This is a genomic window from Streptomyces sp. NPDC046261 (assembly GCF_040646235.1).
Classification (GTDB): Bacteria; Actinomycetota; Actinomycetes; order Streptomycetales; family Streptomycetaceae; genus Streptomyces.
The window spans coordinates 346,829-362,342 of the sequence record NZ_JBEYZU010000002.1 but is presented as its reverse complement, the minus strand read 5'-3'; the positions used below and the strand labels follow the sequence as shown (position 1 = coordinate 362,342).

General features: G+C 71.8%; 15 protein-coding genes and 1 pseudogene. 9 read left to right on the top strand and 7 right to left on the bottom strand.

Translation table 11 applies throughout. The features are described from left to right. Position 1 precedes the first annotated feature (1 nt). The 8 genes and pseudogenes from ABZ956_RS05965 (at position 2) to ABZ956_RS05930 (ending at position 8,221) form a co-directional block, all read left to right on the top strand. Positions 2-223, top strand: a complete 222-nt coding sequence (locus ABZ956_RS05965) for an MbtH family protein (protein ID WP_361887554.1) — start codon at positions 2-4, stop codon at positions 221-223. 44 nt (positions 224-267) lie between these two features. Next, entirely contained in the window at positions 268-1,332 is a 1,065-nt protein-coding gene (hppD, locus tag ABZ956_RS05960) for a 4-hydroxyphenylpyruvate dioxygenase (RefSeq protein WP_361887551.1), read from the top strand. Further along, on the top strand, positions 1,329-2,444 hold the full coding sequence (locus ABZ956_RS05955; RefSeq protein WP_361887548.1) for an alpha-hydroxy acid oxidase: 1,116 nt from the start codon (positions 1,329-1,331) through the stop codon (positions 2,442-2,444). Before hppD ends, ABZ956_RS05955 begins: the two co-directional genes overlap by 4 nt. Then, positions 2,437-3,845 (top strand): annotated as a pseudogene (locus tag ABZ956_RS05950) (PLP-dependent aminotransferase family protein). The gene ABZ956_RS05955 and the pseudogene ABZ956_RS05950 overlap by 8 nt, the downstream one beginning before the upstream one ends. Continuing rightward, positions 3,827-4,711 (top strand): ABC transporter ATP-binding protein, encoded by an 885-nt coding sequence (locus ABZ956_RS05945; protein WP_361888035.1) that lies wholly within the window; start codon positions 3,827-3,829, stop codon positions 4,709-4,711. Before ABZ956_RS05950 ends, ABZ956_RS05945 begins: the two are co-directional and overlap by 19 nt. After that, entirely contained in the window at positions 4,708-5,364 is a 657-nt protein-coding gene (locus tag ABZ956_RS05940; protein ID WP_361887545.1) for a hypothetical protein, read from the top strand. Before ABZ956_RS05945 ends, ABZ956_RS05940 begins: the two co-directional genes overlap by 4 nt. 5 nt (positions 5,365-5,369) lie before the next feature. Further along, complete coding sequence (lepB, locus tag ABZ956_RS05935; RefSeq protein WP_361887542.1) at positions 5,370-6,194, top strand: signal peptidase I; 825 nt, start codon at positions 5,370-5,372, stop codon at positions 6,192-6,194. A 212-nt stretch (positions 6,195-6,406) separates the two neighbouring features. Further along, positions 6,407-8,221, top strand: a complete 1,815-nt coding sequence (locus ABZ956_RS05930) for a prolyl oligopeptidase family serine peptidase (RefSeq protein ID WP_361888033.1) — start codon at positions 6,407-6,409, stop codon at positions 8,219-8,221. Here the strand turns inward: ABZ956_RS05930 and ABZ956_RS05925 are convergent. The 5 genes from ABZ956_RS05925 to ABZ956_RS05905 all read right to left on the bottom strand — a co-directional run bounded on the left by ABZ956_RS05925 (position 8,136) and on the right by ABZ956_RS05905 (position 13,665). After that, the gene (locus ABZ956_RS05925) at positions 8,136-8,987 is read right to left on the bottom strand and encodes an SURF1 family protein (RefSeq protein WP_361887539.1); all 852 of its coding nucleotides are present in this window, start codon (positions 8,985-8,987) and stop codon (positions 8,136-8,138) included. The genes ABZ956_RS05930 and ABZ956_RS05925 overlap by 86 nt on opposite strands. A gap of 53 nt (positions 8,988-9,040) precedes the next feature. Further along, positions 9,041-10,180 carry a hypothetical protein gene (locus ABZ956_RS05920; RefSeq protein WP_361887537.1) on the bottom strand — a complete coding sequence of 380 codons (1,140 nt, stop codon included), beginning with the start codon at positions 10,178-10,180 and terminating at the stop codon, positions 9,041-9,043. Next, complete coding sequence (locus ABZ956_RS05915) at positions 10,177-10,836, bottom strand: SigE family RNA polymerase sigma factor (protein WP_361887534.1); 660 nt, start codon at positions 10,834-10,836, stop codon at positions 10,177-10,179. Before ABZ956_RS05915 ends, ABZ956_RS05920 begins: the two co-directional genes overlap by 4 nt. A gap of 373 nt (positions 10,837-11,209) precedes the next feature. Next, positions 11,210-12,397: an aspartate-semialdehyde dehydrogenase gene (locus ABZ956_RS05910; protein ID WP_361887531.1), complete on the bottom strand. Its 1,188-nt coding sequence runs from the start codon at positions 12,395-12,397 to the stop codon at positions 11,210-11,212. Further along, entirely contained in the window at positions 12,394-13,665 is a 1,272-nt protein-coding gene (locus ABZ956_RS05905) for an aspartate kinase (RefSeq protein ID WP_361887528.1), read from the bottom strand. Before ABZ956_RS05905 ends, ABZ956_RS05910 begins: the two co-directional genes overlap by 4 nt. A gap of 248 nt (positions 13,666-13,913) precedes the next feature. Between ABZ956_RS05905 and ABZ956_RS05900 the strand changes: the two genes are divergently transcribed. After that, the gene (locus ABZ956_RS05900) at positions 13,914-14,129 is read left to right on the top strand and encodes a hypothetical protein (protein ID WP_361887525.1); all 216 of its coding nucleotides are present in this window, start codon (positions 13,914-13,916) and stop codon (positions 14,127-14,129) included. Positions 14,130-14,234: 105 nt separating this feature from the next. Here ABZ956_RS05900 and ABZ956_RS05895 read toward each other — a convergent pair whose 3' ends face one another. Both ABZ956_RS05895 and recR read right to left on the bottom strand, forming a co-directional pair. Next, on the bottom strand, positions 14,235-14,894 hold the full coding sequence (locus ABZ956_RS05895) for a DUF5063 domain-containing protein (RefSeq protein ID WP_361887522.1): 660 nt from the start codon (positions 14,892-14,894) through the stop codon (positions 14,235-14,237). Next, positions 14,887-15,486 carry a recombination mediator RecR gene (gene recR / locus ABZ956_RS05890; RefSeq protein ID WP_071963900.1) on the bottom strand — a complete coding sequence of 200 codons (600 nt, stop codon included), beginning with the start codon at positions 15,484-15,486 and terminating at the stop codon, positions 14,887-14,889. Before recR ends, ABZ956_RS05895 begins: the two co-directional genes overlap by 8 nt. Positions 15,487-15,514: the final 28 nt, after the last annotated feature.

Genomic DNA, 15,514 nt, shown 5'->3' with positions numbered 1-15,514 from the left:
CATGGCGACCAACCCCTTCGACGACGAGAACGGCAGCTACTTCGTGCTGCGCAACGACGAGGGACAGCACTCCCTCTGGCCGGCCTTCGCCGAGGTGCCCGCCGGCTGGACGGCGGTGTTCGGCAAGGAGAGCCGTCAGGCGTGCCTGGACTACGTCGAGGAGCACTGGACGGACATGCGCCCCACCAGCCTGATCACGGCGATGGGCACCGGCGCGGCGTGACGCGCACCGGCGGGGAAACGAACGGCACTCAGGAGAACGCGGCTGTGAACGCACCACGGAAGACCGACTTCCAAGAACTGTCCATCGACCATGTCACGCTGTACGTCGAGGACCTCGACGCGAAGGTGGGCGAGCTCGCGCGCACCTACGGCTTCGAGGTGTACGCCACGGCCGCGGCGCGGGACGGGGCGCGTTCGGCGGCGGTCGGCCGTGAGCGGATACGCCTGGTGCTCACCGAGGCCTCGACCGAGGACCACCCCGCCGCCGTGTACACGCGGCAGCACGGCGAGGGCGTCGCCGACATCGCCCTGACGGTGTCCGACGCCGCGGCCGCCTTCGCCGAGGCCGTCCACCGGGGCGCGGTGCCCGTGGCGGAGCCGGTCGAACGCGAGGGCGTGATCATGGCGTCGGTGCGGGCCTTCGGCGACGTCCTGCACACCTTCGTGCAGCGCCGGGAGGGAATCGCGGAGGACCGGCTTCCGGGGTTCGTGCCGGCGCACGGCCAGGAGCCCGCCGCACCGACCGGGCTGCTGGAGATCGACCACTTCGCGGTGTGCCTCGAGCCCGGCGGGCTCCGGCCCGCCGTCGAGTTCTACGAACGGGTCCTGGGCTTCCGCAACACCTTCACGGAGAAGATCGTCGTCGGTGCCCAGGCGATGGACTCGGAGGTGGTGCAGAACCCTTCCGGCACCGTGACGCTCACCCTGATCGAGCCCGACACCTCCCGGGAGCCCGGGCAGATCGACCACTTCGTCAAGAACCACGGCGGGGCGGGCGTCCAGCACATCGCGTTCCGTACCGAGAACGTCGTGCGCTCGGTGGGCACGATGCACGCCCGGGGGGTGGAATTCCTGAGCACCCCCGCCGCCTACTACCGGATGCTCGGCGACCGCCTGCGACTGGTCCGGCACTCCACCGACGAGCTCGCCGCCCTGAACATCCTGGCCGACGAGGACTACGCGGGGCAGCTCTTCCAGATCTTCACCAGGTCGGTGCACCCCCGCCGGACCCTCTTCTTCGAGGTCATCGAGCGGGCCGGGGCCACGACCTTCGGCAGCGGGAACATCAAGGCACTGTACGAAGCGGTCGAAGCGGAGCAGCTGGGATGACCACCGCCGATGCGAACCGGGCCATGGCGGCAGTGTGCCTGGCCGACGTACGGGCGGCCGCCGAGGCCGTGCTCGAGCCCGCCGTCCGGGACTTCGTCGACGGCGGCAGCGGCACGGAGGCGGTACTCGCCGCGAACCGCGCCGCCTTCGCCGACGTCGCGCTCGTGCCCCGGGTGCTCACCGGCGTCACCGCCGCCGACACCGGCGCCAGGCTGCTCGGCGGCGACGCCGCCATGCCCGTCGCCATCGCCCCCATGGCGTACCAGCGCCTGGTCCACGAGGACGGCGAGCTCGCCGCCGCGCGCGCGGCGCGTACGGCGGGCGTCCCCTACGTCGTGAGCACGCTGAGCAGCCACCGGGTGGAGGACATCGCCGCCACCGGCGCGACCACCTGGTTCCAGCTGTACTGCCTGCGCGACCGCGGCAAGAACCACGAACTCGTCGCCCGGGCCGAGGCCGCCGGCTGCGAGGCCCTGATGGTCACCGTGGACGTACCGGTGATGGGCCGCCGGCTGCGGGACGTGCGCAACGGCTTCGCGCTCCCGGACCACGTGCGGGCCGCCAACCTCGACACCGGCCCCGGGACCGAGGCGCACCGCCGCTTCGGCGGCGCCTCGGCGCTCGCCGTGCACACCAGCGCGGCGTTCGCACCGGGCCTGTCCTGGCGGGACCTGGCGGAACTGCGCGGCAGGACGTCGCTGCCGCTGGTGGTCAAGGGAATCCTGGACCCGCGGGACGCCCGTGCGGCGGTGGACGCCGGCGCCGACGGCGTCGTGGTCTCCAACCACGGGGGCCGCCAGCTGGACGGTGCCGTGCCCAGCCTCCGCGCGCTGCCCGCCGTGGCCGAGGCCGTCTCCGGCGACTGCGAGGTCCTGCTGGACAGCGGCGTGCGCGACGGCACGGACGTGCTCAAGGCGCTGGCCCTGGGCGCGCGCGGCGTCCTGCTCGGCCGGCCGGTGCTGTGGGGCCTGGCAGCGGGCGGCGAGCACGGCGTGGACCGGGTACTGGGCCTGCTGCGCACCGAGTTGAGCGAGAACATGACGCTGGCCGGCTGTGCCGACACCGCCGCGGCGGCCGGCCTGCGCACGGAATGGACGCGACCCCATGCGTGAGGCACCGACCCCCGACCTGGTGACCGCCGACCTGCACGGTTCGCTGGAGGACCCGGCTCTCACCTCCATGAACTTCCTCAACGAGGTCACCGGGCGCTATCCGCACGCACTGTCCTTCGCGCCCGGGCGCCCCGTCGAGCGGTTCTTCGACCTGGAGTCGGTCCACCGCCGCCTGCGGACCTTCGGCGCCCATCTCTCCGACGAACTGGGGTACTCCGAGGAGGAGGTGCGCCGGACCTGTGCCAGTACGGCCGCACCAAGGGCGTCGTGCACCACCTCATCGCCCGTCACCTCGCGCGCGACGAGGGCATCGAGGCCGATCCGGAGTCGGTCGTGGTGACCGTCGGCTGCCAGGAGGCGATGTTCCTGGTACTGCGCGCGCTGCGGGCGGACGAGCGCGACGTCCTGCTGTCGGTCTCGCCCATGTACGTCGGGCTCACCGGCGCGGCCCGCCTGGTCGACATGCCCGTACTGCCCGTCTCCAGCGGCGCCTCGGGGATCGACCTGGACGACCTGGTGGCGCGGATCCGGGCCGCCCGGCAGCGGGGCGAGCGCCCGCGGGCGTGTTACGTCATGCCCGACTTCGCCAACCCGTCCGGCGTCAGCATGGACCTGGCGGCGCGGCGTGCCCTCCTGGAGGTGGCCGAGCGGGAGGACATCCTCCTCCTGGAGGACAACCCGTACGGCCTCTTCCACGGCGGCGGGGGAACTCCCCCCACCCTCAAGGCGCTGGACACCGGCCGCCGGGTGGTCTACCTCGGTTCGTTCGCCAAGACCGTGCTGCCCGGCGCCAGGGTCGGCTACGCGGTGGCCGACCAGCGCGTGGCGGACGCGCGGGGCGAGCTCGGGTTGTTCGCCGACCAGCTCTCCAAGATCAAGAGCATGGTGACGGTGAACACCTCGCCGCTCTCCCAAGCCGTCGTCGGCGGCGCGCTGTTGGAGCACGAGTACAGCCTGGACCTGGCGAACACCCGGGAGCAGGAGATCTACCGGAGCAATCTCCGCCAGGTCGTGGAGGGGCTCGAGGCCCGGTTCGGCGACTGCCCGGGCGTCACGTGGAACACCCCTGCCGGAGGGTTCTTCGTCTGCGTCACCGTGCCGTTCACGGTCGACGACGACCTGCTGGAACTCTCCGCCCGCGAACACGGCGTGCTGTGGACGCCGATGTGCCACTTCTACAGCGGCTCGGGCGGCTCCCACCAACTGCGGCTTTCGGTCAGCTCACTCACCGGCGAACGGATCGAGGAGGGGCTGGACCGGCTGGCCGGCCTCTTCGCGGAGCTCGGTGTGCGATCCCGCCACCAAGCTGACGCGGGCCGAACAGCGGGCGTTGTAGCCTGCACGCATCTGGAGATCAGCGCGTCCGGCGAGGAGTCCACTTGTTGCGTCTTGAAGCGGTGAGCAAGCGCTACGGCAGAGGCGATTGGATTCTCAGAGACGTCGATGTCGAGGCCCCCGCCGGCGAGGTCGTGGCATTCGCGGGCGGAAACGGTTCGGGAAAGTCGACCCTGCTGCGCATAGCGGTCGGCCTGTCCCGGCCGACACGCGGCACGGTGGCCGGGAGGCCCCCGGTCATCGGCTACGTCCCCGACCGCTTCTCCCCCAACGAGCGCATGTCGGCCGCGGCGTACCTGACGCACATGGGCCGCGTCCGGGGGCTGACCACTTCGGCGGCCTCGTCGCGGGCTCACCGGCTGCTGGACCGGCTGGCGCTGGTGGGCGGCAAGGAGGCGCCGCTGCGGAGTCTGTCGAAGGGCAACGCGCAGAAGGTCGCGCTCGCCCAGGCCCTGCTGGTGGAGCCGGGGTTGCTCGTCCTGGACGAGCCGTGGTCGGGGCTGGACGCCTCCGCCCACGGCGTCCTGGCCGAAATCATGACCGAGGTCTCCGACGGCGGGGGCACGGTGCTGTTCACCGACCACCGGGAGTCGGTCACCCGGGCCCGCGCCTCCCGGACCTACACCGTCGTCCAAGGGCGGGTCTCCCTGCGCGGCCCGGAGCCGGCGGCGGCCCCGTACCGGCCCGCAGCCGACGTCGTCCTGTCCGGCCCCGAGGCAGGTCCCCCACCCCAGGACCTCCCCTGGGAGGGGCTGGACGGCGTGCTGGCGGTGAGCCGTCAGGCCACGCGGGTCACGATGACCGTGGCCCGCGAGGCCACCGACGCCCTGTTGTACACGGCGCTGCAGCACGGCTGGTCCGTCCTGCAGGTGACGGGAACGGCGCACCACGACCGCACGACGGACGCCACCATGAACGGAGGCATGCGGTGATCGCGCTCATCCGCTACACCTTCTCCACCGTGCTGCACACGCAGCGCTATCTCGCCCCGGTGCTCCTGTTCACGGGGTTGATGGGCGTGCTGACCGTCAACGGCAGCGGCCCGTTGCCCCCGGCCTACGCCTCGTCCGCCGGTGCGCTGTTCGTCTGCTCGACGTGGCTGACCATCGCGCTGATGAGCCTGGACGACTCCACTCAGCGGGCGATCGTCGTCGTCAGTTCCGGCCGGTCCCTCAAGGTTCTGCTGGCGGTGATCGGTACGGCTCTGCTGAGCTGCCTGGCCCTGATGGTCTTCGGACTGTTCTTCCCCCTGTGGGTGGGCAGTTACGACGTCACGGCGGTCGATCTGCTGCTGGGCCTGGAGGCGCAGCTGACCTGCGCGCTGGTGGGCATCGCCATCGGCGTGCTGTGCTCGCGGCTGGTCTTCCGGCGGCAGGGGTACGCGCTGGTGGCCGCCCTCGCCCTGGTGATGGGCACGCTCTTCGCCAAGGGGATGCCGCCGGTCAACCGGCTGTTCAACCTGATGGCGACGACGCCCGACTCGGCGGAGCTGCTGGCCCCCGCGGGCGGCATGCTCGCGATCGCCGCCGTGATCCTGGCCGCGTTCACGGCCGTCGTGCAGTTCGTCGCCGCCCGCAAGGAGTGAGTGCCGTGCAAGAGGCGGAGGAGCGGCCCGAGGGTGCCGGACGACCCGGAGAGGCCGGACGGGCCGGACGGCGGCAGCCCCGGCCCCTGTGGAAGGAACTGCCGATCCTCATCGGCATCGCCCTGATCCTCGCGCTGATCATCAAGTCCTTCCTGGTGCAGGCGTTCTCGATCCCGTCCGACTCGATGCAGAACACCCTGCAGCGCGGCGACCGGGTGCTGGTGGACAAGCTGACGCCGTGGTTCGGCTCGAAGCCGGAGCGCGGCGAAGTGGTCGTCTTCCATGACCCGGGCGGCTGGCTGAACGAGCCGGCCACCGGGCAGAACCCCTTCCGGAAGGTGCTCAGCTTCATCGGCCTCATGCCCTCCGCCGACGAGAAGGACCTGATCAAACGGGTCATCGCGATCGGCGGTGACACCGTGGAGTGCAAGGGCGGCGACGAGCCCGTCCTGGTCAACGGCAAGGCTTTGAAGGAGCCGTACGTCTTCGCCGGGAACACTCCCTGCGGCGACAAGCCGTTCGGCCCGGTCACGGTGCCCGAGGGCCGGATGTGGGTGATGGGCGACCACCGCCAGGACTCCCTCGACTCGCGCTACCACCAGGACCTCGAAGGCGGCGGCACGGTCTCGGTGGACGAGGCCGTCGGACGGGCGATCGTCGTCGCCTGGCCGGTGAACCGGTGGTCCACCCTCCCCGTCCCGGACACCTTCGGCCAGAAGGGCCTGAGCGCCGCGGCGGTGGCCCCCTCCGCGCTCGGATTCATGGGCGCGGTACCGATCGTCCTCTGGCGTCGCCGCAGGCAGGCCCGGCGGGCCCCGGCGCGTTCATGACGTGCGTCACTCGACACGTCGGGGCTCAACACGTCGGGCTCGACACGTCGGGGCTCAACACGTCGGGGTGAGCGAGATATCCACAATCGCCGGGTTGTCCACAGACTGAGGTCCTCCCCGCCGCGCCGTGGGCCGGGCGGCGCAGAATGGGGGGCATGACTGAGAGCAACGGGTCCCTGCGGGGCGATGCGGCTGTGTCGGCGACGGTGGCCATGCCCGACTGGGAGAAGCGCTTCCGGGCGCCGCGGGTGGGGCTGCCGAGGTGGGCGAAGGGTGCTCCGGACCGGTCGCTGTTCACCTCCAATGCGACGGGGACCTTCGAGCTGTACGCCTGGGACCGGGTCACGGGCGAGCAGCGGCAGGTCACGGACCGGCCGAACGGGACGTCGGGCGGGAAGCTGTCGCCGGACGGCGAGTGGATCTGGTGGTTCTCCGACACCGATGGCGACGAGTTCGGTGTGTGGGTGCGGCAGCCGTTCCATGGCGGGGCGGACGAGCCCGCGGCGCCGGGGCTCGAGCCCTCGTATCCGGACGGGCTGGCGCTGGGCCGCGACGGCACGGCGGTCATCGGCCGGTCCACGGACAAGGGTGGCTCGACGGTGCACGTGGTGCGGCCCGGCTGCGAGCCGGTGGAGATCTACCGGCACCAGCAGTCGGCGGGGGTGGGCGATCTGTCCCACGACGGGTCGCTGATCGCCATCGAGCACACCGAGCACGGCGACGCCATGCACTCCGCGATCCGGGTCGTGCGGACCGACGGTGCGGTCGTCGGTGAGCTGGACGACACCCGGGGCGGCACCGAGGAGCTGGGCCTGGCCGTGATGGGGTTCGCTCCCGTCGACGGGGACGCGCGGCTGCTCGTCGGCCACCAGCGGCGCGGACGCTGGGAGCCGATGCTGTGGGACGCCGTCACGGGCGAGGAGACGGTGCTCGCCGTCGACCTGCCGGGCGACCTGGACGCGACCTGGTTCCCGGACGGCGGCGCCCTGCTGATCGAGCACAGCTACCAGGCGCGCAGCGAGCTGTGGCGCTACGAGCTGGCGGACGGCCGGCTGACCCGCCTGGAGACCCCGGCGGGCACGGTGTCGGGGGCGCTGCCGCGGCCGGACGGGACGGTGGAGTTCCTGTGGTCCTCGGCGGCCAAGCCGCCGGTGGTGCGGTCCACGGCGGGGCACCTGGTCCTGAGCGCGCCGGCGGTGCCCCACGGCATAGCCCAGGCCCCGGATTCGGTGCCGGTCTCGGACATATGGGTGGACGGCCCGGGCGGCAAGGTCCACGCGCTGGTGCAGAAGCCCGCGGGCGAGGGCCCGTTCCCGACGGTCTTCGACGTCCACGGCGGTCCGACGTGGCACGACAGCGACGAGTTCGCCGCCGGGCCGGCGGCCTGGGTGGACCACGGGTTCGCGGTCGTACGCGTCAACTACCGCGGCTCCACGGGCTACGGGCGGGCCTGGACGGACGCGCTCAAGCACCGGGTCGGGCTCATCGAGCTCGAGGACATCGGGGCGGTGCGCGAGTGGGCCGTGGCGTCGGGGCTCTCGGACCCCGAGCGGCTGGTGCTGGCCGGCGGGTCGTGGGGTGGCTATCTGACGCTGCTCGGCCTGGGCACGCAGCCCGAGGCGTGGACGCTGGGTCTGGCCGCGGTGCCGGTCGCCGACTATGTGACGGCCTACCACGACGAGATGGAGGTGCTGAAGGCGCTGGACCGCACGTTGCTCGGTGGCACGCCGGAGGAGGTGCCGGAGCGCTTCGCGGCCTCGTCGCCGCTGACGTACGTCGACCAGGTGCGGGCGCCGGTCTACATCTCCGCCGGGATGAACGACCCGCGCTGCCCGATACGTCAGGTGGAGAACTATGTGGAGCGGCTGGCACAGCGCGGGCACCCGCACGAGGTGTACCGCTACGACGCGGGGCACGGCTCGCTGGTGATGGAGGAGCGGATCAAGCAGCTTCGGCTGGAGATCGCTTTTGTGGAGCGTCATCTGGGCCGTCCGGGTCACCGGGACCGTCCGGCAGGCCGGGGGTGATGCCCAGCGCCAGGTCCCTGGCGGCCTCGGCCTCGCGGCGGTAGAGCCGGACCCACATGAAGGCGACGAAGCCCGCGAAGACGAACCACTCGCCGGTGTAGCCGAGGTTCTGGAACGCCTTGAGGTCCAGGCCGCTGTTGGGAGCGGCGGCCGGGGGCACGGCGGTCAGGGGGGCCGCCGCCTCGGTCACGGTGATCCACGCGTCGTAGACCGGGTACGGCACGAGGTTCACCAGCGAGGCGGCGCTGATCACGCCGAGCTGGCCCTGGGGCAGCCCGCCGGAGGTCCGTACGCCCTTGGACGAGGGGCTCTCCGACGCCTGGAGCGCACCGGTCACGGTGACCTCGCCGGAGGGCGGGGCCGGGATCTTCGCGGTGTCGTCCTTCGAGCCGGCGTCGCCGGGCAGCCAGCCCCGGACGACGGGCAGGGCCTTGCCCTCGCCGGTGCGCAGCAGGGTCAGGACGTAGAAGCCCTTACGGGCGTCCAGGTCCCGGTCGGGTACGAGGAGTTGGTGCCCGGTGTCGTAGCGTCCGGTCGCCGTGGCCTGGCGGCCGGAGGTCTCGGTGCTCACGGGCAGCAGATCGCCGAGCGGCGCGGAGTCGGCCGTGCGGGCCGCGTCGGCCTGGGTCTGCTGGTCGCGATGGGAGTCGACGCGCGTTTCGAAGCGGCTGAGCTGCCAACTGCCCATGAACAGGCACACGGGGATGGCCAGCACCGCGAAGACGTTGATTCCCCACCAGCGGGGAGTCAGCAGGAACCGATACACACCACCACGGTACGGGCAGTGCCGCGGCCGCCGTCCGGCGGGGCGGCAAGCCGCTACGGCGCCGGGTCCGCGGCCAGGGGGCCGGTGCGGTAGATCGTGCCCGCGCAGGCGTCGGGGATCGTCGTGTCGGCCGCCTTGGGCTCGCCCGGGTCCGGGGTGTGGCTGAGCACGACGCTCGCCGGGGGCTTGGCCGGGGTGGCCTCCTGGCTCTCCTGCTGCCGCTCCTCGGCCTTGGTGCCGGTGCCCGTGTCGGCCGCCGCCGAGGGGCTGGGCGGCGGGGCGGCCGAGGGGGCCGTGGGCTTGGAGCAGCCGCTGGGGCCTCCGTCGGCGGACGGGACCCAGGCGAACTTGATCTCGTACGCCTGGCCCGGCTGAAGGATCACCTGGGTCGGTTCGGTGGCCGGGTCGGGCAGGCCGGTCGCCGCGTCACCGACCGTGTGGTCGACGACCGAGACCCGCGAGCTCTCGGCGCTGCCCTGGGCCTGGGCCGCGACCACGCCCGCGCCGGCCACGGCGCAGACGGTGCTGGAGACGTTGACGACCCGGAAGGCGCCGTAGACGCGGCCGTTCTTGTCGGCGGGGGCGACGGTGCCGACGCCCTTGCCGAGCTGGTTGCGGTCGCAGGTGGGCGAGGACGCGGCGAGCGTGGGGCCGGCTGCCGGGGCGGTGGCGCCCGGGGAGCCCGTGGGACCGGCGGTGCCGCCGTCCTTCTTCCCTTCCTCGCCGTGCTGCTGCTCCTCGTGCTTGCCGGCGTCCGGACCGGCGGTGCTCTCCCCGGTCCGGCCGCCCTCGCCGCGGCCGCCGTGGCGTCCGTCGGACATCTCGTGCGCGCGCTGGCGGCTGCTGGCGGCGTTGGCCGGGCGGTCGTCGGCGGTGCCGACGGTCGTGGCGACGTGGATGAGCGCGGGCATGGCCGCGACCATGAAGATCACCGCGGCCGCGACGCCGACGGCGGCCTGCCGCCGGCGGGCACGCCGGGCCGGCACCGCACGCCGCAACTGCTCCAGGGCGTCGGCGGAGGGTTCGAGGTCGTCGACGGCTCCCCGCAGCAGGCGGCGCAGCGCCAGCTCGTCGAGCTCGGGCACCGGGCCGCCGCCCGGCACGCCGTCCGGCGCGTCCTCGCCATGGGGGGTGTGACAGTCGTCGCGGTGACAGTCGTCGTGGTGACCGTCATGACGGTGGCCGTGGCTCATACCGGCGCCTCCATGGCGATCCGGAGCGCCGCGATGCCCCGCGAGCCGTAGGCCTTGACCGACCCGAGCGAGAGGCCCAGGGTCTCGGCGACCTGGGCCTCGGTCATGTCGGCGAAGTAGCGCAGGACGAGGACCTCACGCTGGCGGCGCTGAAGTCCACGCATGGCTTTGATCAATTGGTCGCGCTCCAGCTGTTCGTACGCCCCTTCCTCGGCGCTCGCCATGTCCGGCATCGGCTTGGAGAGCAGCTTGAGCCCGAGGATGCGGCGGCGGAGCGCGGAGCGGGACAGGTTGACGACGGTCTGCCGCAGGTAGGCGAGGGTCTTTTCCGGGTCGCGGACGCGGCTGCGCGCGGAGTGCACCCGGATGAAGGCTTCCTGCACCACGTCCTCGCACGAGGCGGTGTCGTCGAGGAGCAGGGCGGCGAGACCGAGCAGCGACCGGTAGTGCGCCCGGTAGGTCTCGGTGAGGTGGTCGACTGTGGTGCCCGCTGCCATCGCCCGGTCAGCGTCCCCCCACGGCGACGCCGTCGGCGGGGCCATGGGTGCGCAGGCCGCCGAGGACGCCGGGGCGGAGGCCGCCGGAGACGTCTGAGAGGGGATCGGGGGCGGTATCTGCCCGGGGCGGGCGGCCGGCCAGGGAGCGATCACCGGCATACCGCCCGGTGTGCCGGAACGCGGGCGCACCGAGGCGCTGCCGCGCCGCGGGACGGTTGCGATGCTGATGACCTCTGCCACGCCTGTTGGACACGCTTCCCCCCGTCAGGGTTGTACGCGCTAGGCATCGCGGTAGCGATTGACGACGCTTCGTCGGCCGACGCGCCCCTTGCCCTCATGCGTACCAGCTCTTCCTCAATGCCCCGGTTTTTGGTACCGCCGTGAGAGACGGCAACAAAGACGCTCCCCACCCCGGCTGCGGTTGCAGCGGGACGGGGAGCGATAGTCGAACAGATCATCTGCCCAGTTCAAGAGGTCTGGACCAACGAGTTGATCACAGAACCTTCACACATCCCCCATGTATTCCCAAGTATTACCGAGCGGTCAACTCCGCCGCCACGACTTCCGCGATCTGCGCCGTGTTGAGCGCCGCGCCCTTGCGGAGATTGTCGCCGCAGACGAACAGCTCCAGCGCCCGGGGGTCGTCCAGCGCGCGCCGCACCCGCCCCACCCACGTCGGGTCGGTGCCCACCGCGTCGGCCGGCGTGGGGAACTCCCCCTCGGCCGGGCTGTCGCACAGCACCACCCCCGGCGCGTTGGCCAGGATCTCGTGCGCCCGCTCGACGGTCACCTCGTTCTCGAAGCGCGCGTGCACGCTCAGCGAGTGCGTCGTGATCACCGGTACGCGCACACACGTCGCGCTCACCCGCAGCTCCGGCAGCCCGAGGATCTTGCGCGACTCGGCCCGTACCTTCAGCTCCTCCGAGGACCAGCCGTCCGCCATCAGCGAGCCGGCCCACGGCACCACGTTCAGCGCCACCGGCGCCGGGAACGGCCCCGTCCCGTCGCCCACCGCGCGCCGCACGTCGCCGGGCAGCGTGCCCAGCTCCGTACCGGCCACGGCCGCGAGCTGCGCCCGCAGCGCGTCCACGCCGGCCTTTCCGGCGCCCGAGACCGCCTGGTACGAGGAGACGACCAGCTCGCTCAGCCCGAACTCCGCGTGCAGCGCGCCCACCGCGACGATCATCGAGAGCGTGGTGCAGTTGGGGTTCGCGATGATCCCGCGCGGGCGGACCCGGGCGGCGTGCGCGTTCACCTCGGGCACCACCAGCGGAACGTCCGGGTCCATGCGGAAGGCCGCCGAGTTGTCCACGACGACCGCGCCCTTGGCCACCGCGATCGGCGCCCAGCGCGCGGCGACGTCGTCGGGCACGTCGAACATCGCGACGGCGACGCCCTCGAACGCCTCCTCGCTCAGCGCGACGACCTCGACCTCCTCGCCCCGGACGGTCAGCTTCCGACCGGCCGAGCGCGCGGACGCGACGAGACGGATCTCGCCCCAGATGTCCGCGTGCCGGGACAGGATCTCCAGCATGACCGTCCCGACGGCGCCGGTGGCGCCGACGACGGCCAGGGTGGGCCTGGCGGTACGGGCGTCCCTGCCGGCGACGCCGACCGTACGGACGTCCGTACCGCCGACGAAGTCGCCGTAGCCACCCGGCAGGCCCGGCCCGCCGCCCGGGGCGGGCGCGCCGAAGCCCTCCGGGTGGGCGGCCGTCATCGGCCGGTGCCGCCGTACACGACCGCTTCGTCGCTGTCGGTGTCCAGGCCGAAGGCCGTGTGGACGGCCCGGACGGCCTCGTTGACGTCGTCGGCACGCGTCACGACCGAGATGCGGATCTCGGAGGTCGAGATCAGCTCGATGTTCACGCCGGCGTTCGACAGCGCCTCGAAGAACGTCGCCGTGACACCCGGGTTGGTCTTCATGCCCGCGCCGACCAGGGAGATCTTGGCGATCTGGTCGTCGTAGCGCAGCGAGTCGAAGCCCACGCGGGACTTCGTCTTCTCCAGCGCCTCGATCGCCTTGCGGCCCTCGGTCTTGGGCAGGGTGAAGGAGATGTCCGTCAGGCCCGTGGAGGCCGCCGAGACGTTCTGCACGATCATGTCGATGTTGATCTCGGCGTCCGAGATGGCACGGAAGATCGTCGCGGCCTCGCCCGGCTTGTCCGGCACCCCGACGACCGTGACCTTCGCCTCGGACGTGTCGTGTGCGACACCCGAGATGATCGCCTGCTCCATCGGCTGGTCCCCTTGCGGTTCGTTGCTGACCCAGGTGCCGCGCAGCCCGGAGAAGGACGAGCGGACGTGGATCGGGATGTTGTAACGGCGTGCGTACTCGACGCAGCGGTGCAGCAGCACCTTCGAACCGGAGCTGGCCAGCTCCAGCATGTCCTCGAACGAGATCCACTCGATCTTGCGGGCCTTCTTCACGACCCGCGGGTCGGCGGTGAAGACACCGTCGACGTCGGTGTAGATCTCGCACACCTCGGCGTCCAGCGCGGCCGCCAGCGCGACGGCGGTGGTGTCGCTGCCGCCCCGCCCCAGGGTGGTGATGTCCTTCTTGTCCTGGGACACGCCCTGGAAACCGGCCACGATCGCGATGTTGCCCGCGTCCACGGACTGCTGGATGCGGCCCGGCGTGACATCGATGATGCGCGCTTTGTTGTGGACCGAGTCGGTGATGACCCCGGCCTGACTACCGGTGAACGACTGCGCCTCGTGACCGAGGTTTTTGATCGCCATCGCCAGCAGGGCCATGGAGATCCGCTCTCCGGCGGTCAGCAGCATGTCGAACTCGCGGCCCGCAGGAATCGGCGATACCTGGGCGGCGAGATCGATCAACTCGTCCGTCGTGTCGCCCATCGCGGAAACCACGACGACCACCTGGTGGCCGTTCTTCTTGGCTTCCACGATTCGCTTGGCGACCCGCTTGATGCCTTCGGCATCGGCAACGGAGGAGCCTCCGTACTTCTGCACGACAAGGCCCACGTGCGCTCCTCGCAGCTATACGTAATGCGGTCGGTTCAGTCTAACGAGCGGTCGGAATCGACCATGCCGGTGTCACATCGTGAGATGTGTACGACCGGGCGCGCGCTCCCTCCGCACATCCGCACGCCGTCGGGAAGGGCGCTGCCGCGCGTTGAGGGCAGGTTTACGGTGGAAACGCTGACAGAAAGGGGCGGGTGACCAGTCGACCAGCCGGCCGACGCGTGGACCGTCAAGCTCTGGAGGTAACCGTGTTCGACCGCAAGGCAGAGGCAGACATGCGGCTGCACTCGGACCGGGTGGCCGCGGAACTCGCGCGGAAACGGCGCGAGGAAAGCGCGGCGGCCGAGGCGAGCGAAGGGGCCGCAGGGGACGGCGCCGAAGCGTCGGACTCCACGACGGACGAAGAGCCGGCGAATGGCGCTCCGTCACCGGACGACGACGCGGAGGATACGAGTCCCGGGTAATCCGCGCGAATCCGCCCGAATCCACGGAAGGCCCGGGCCGGACCGGACGGGGCAGGCCCGCCGGAGCGTGCCGCCCGGGTCCGGCCCCTGGCACCCGGTCCCGTCTCAGGACCCCAGGCTGCGCAGACCCAGCGGACCGGCGATCTCCGCGGCCATGACCCGCCCGGCCTCCTCGGCCAGTTGCTCGTCGGCCACCGCGTCCGTGTCGAGCCCGTCGAGCTCGTCCAGCGGCTGGTCGAGCCGTACGTGCGCGACGAGCGACTGCAGGGCGCGCAGGCAGGCGGAGGCGGTGGGGCCCCAGTTGGAGAGGTAGGAGAACTGCCACCACCACAGGGCCTCGCTGACCCGGCCGTCGCGGTAGTGCGCCATGCCGTGCCGCAGGTCGGTGATGATGTCGGCGAGGTCGTCGGAGATGCGGGACGCCACGGGGGCGCTGCGCGGGACGTACGGGTCGAAGACCTCGGAGTAGACGTCCACCGGGTCCAGCATGGCCGCGAACCGCTCGCGCAGTTCGTCGACGTCCGGCTCGGGGCCGACGTCCGGCTCGTAGCGCTCGTCCGGCAGGAAGTCCTCGTGCGCGCCCAGCCGGCCGCCGGTGAGAAGGAGCTGGGAGACCTCCAGCAGCAGGAAGGGCACGGCGCTGTCGGGCTCGTCGCCCCGGGAAACCTCGGCGACGGCCACGATGAAACTCTCGATCGAGTCCGCGACCGATACGGCGAAGTCGCCCGGGTCGCGCTTGGAGTCATGCAGCGTTGCGTCAGACATCGAGAAGTCTTCTCCCTTCGAAGGCACGCCCGAGCGTGACCTCGTCGGCATATTCAAGATCTCCACCAACAGGCAGACCACTGGCCAGCCGTGTGACCTTCATCCCCATCGGCTTCACCATGCGCGCGAGGTACGTGGCCGTGGCCTCGCCCTCGAGGTTGGGGTCGGTGGCCAGGATCAACTCGGTGACCGTGCCGTCCGCGAGCCGCGCCAGCAGCTCACGGATGCGCAGGTCGTCCGGGCCGACGCCCTCGATGGGGCTGATCGCCCCGCCGAGCACGTGGTACCGGCCGCGGAATTCTCGCGTCCGCTCGATGGCGACGACGTCCTTGGGCTCCTCCACGACGCAGATGACGGCGGGGTCGCGGCGCGGGTCCTGGCAGACCCGGCACCGCTCCTCCTGCGCCACGTTGCCGCAGACCGCGCAGAACCGGACCTTCGCCTTGACCTCGGTCAGCGCGTGGGCGAGCCGGCGGACGTCGGCCGGCTCCGCCTGGAGGATGTGGAACGCGATCCGCTGGGCGCTCTTGGGCCCGACGCCGGGCAGCCTGCCCAGTTCGTCGATGAGGTCCTGGACTACGCCTTCATACACGGATCGGGTTCTCCTTCTGCGATTGTCT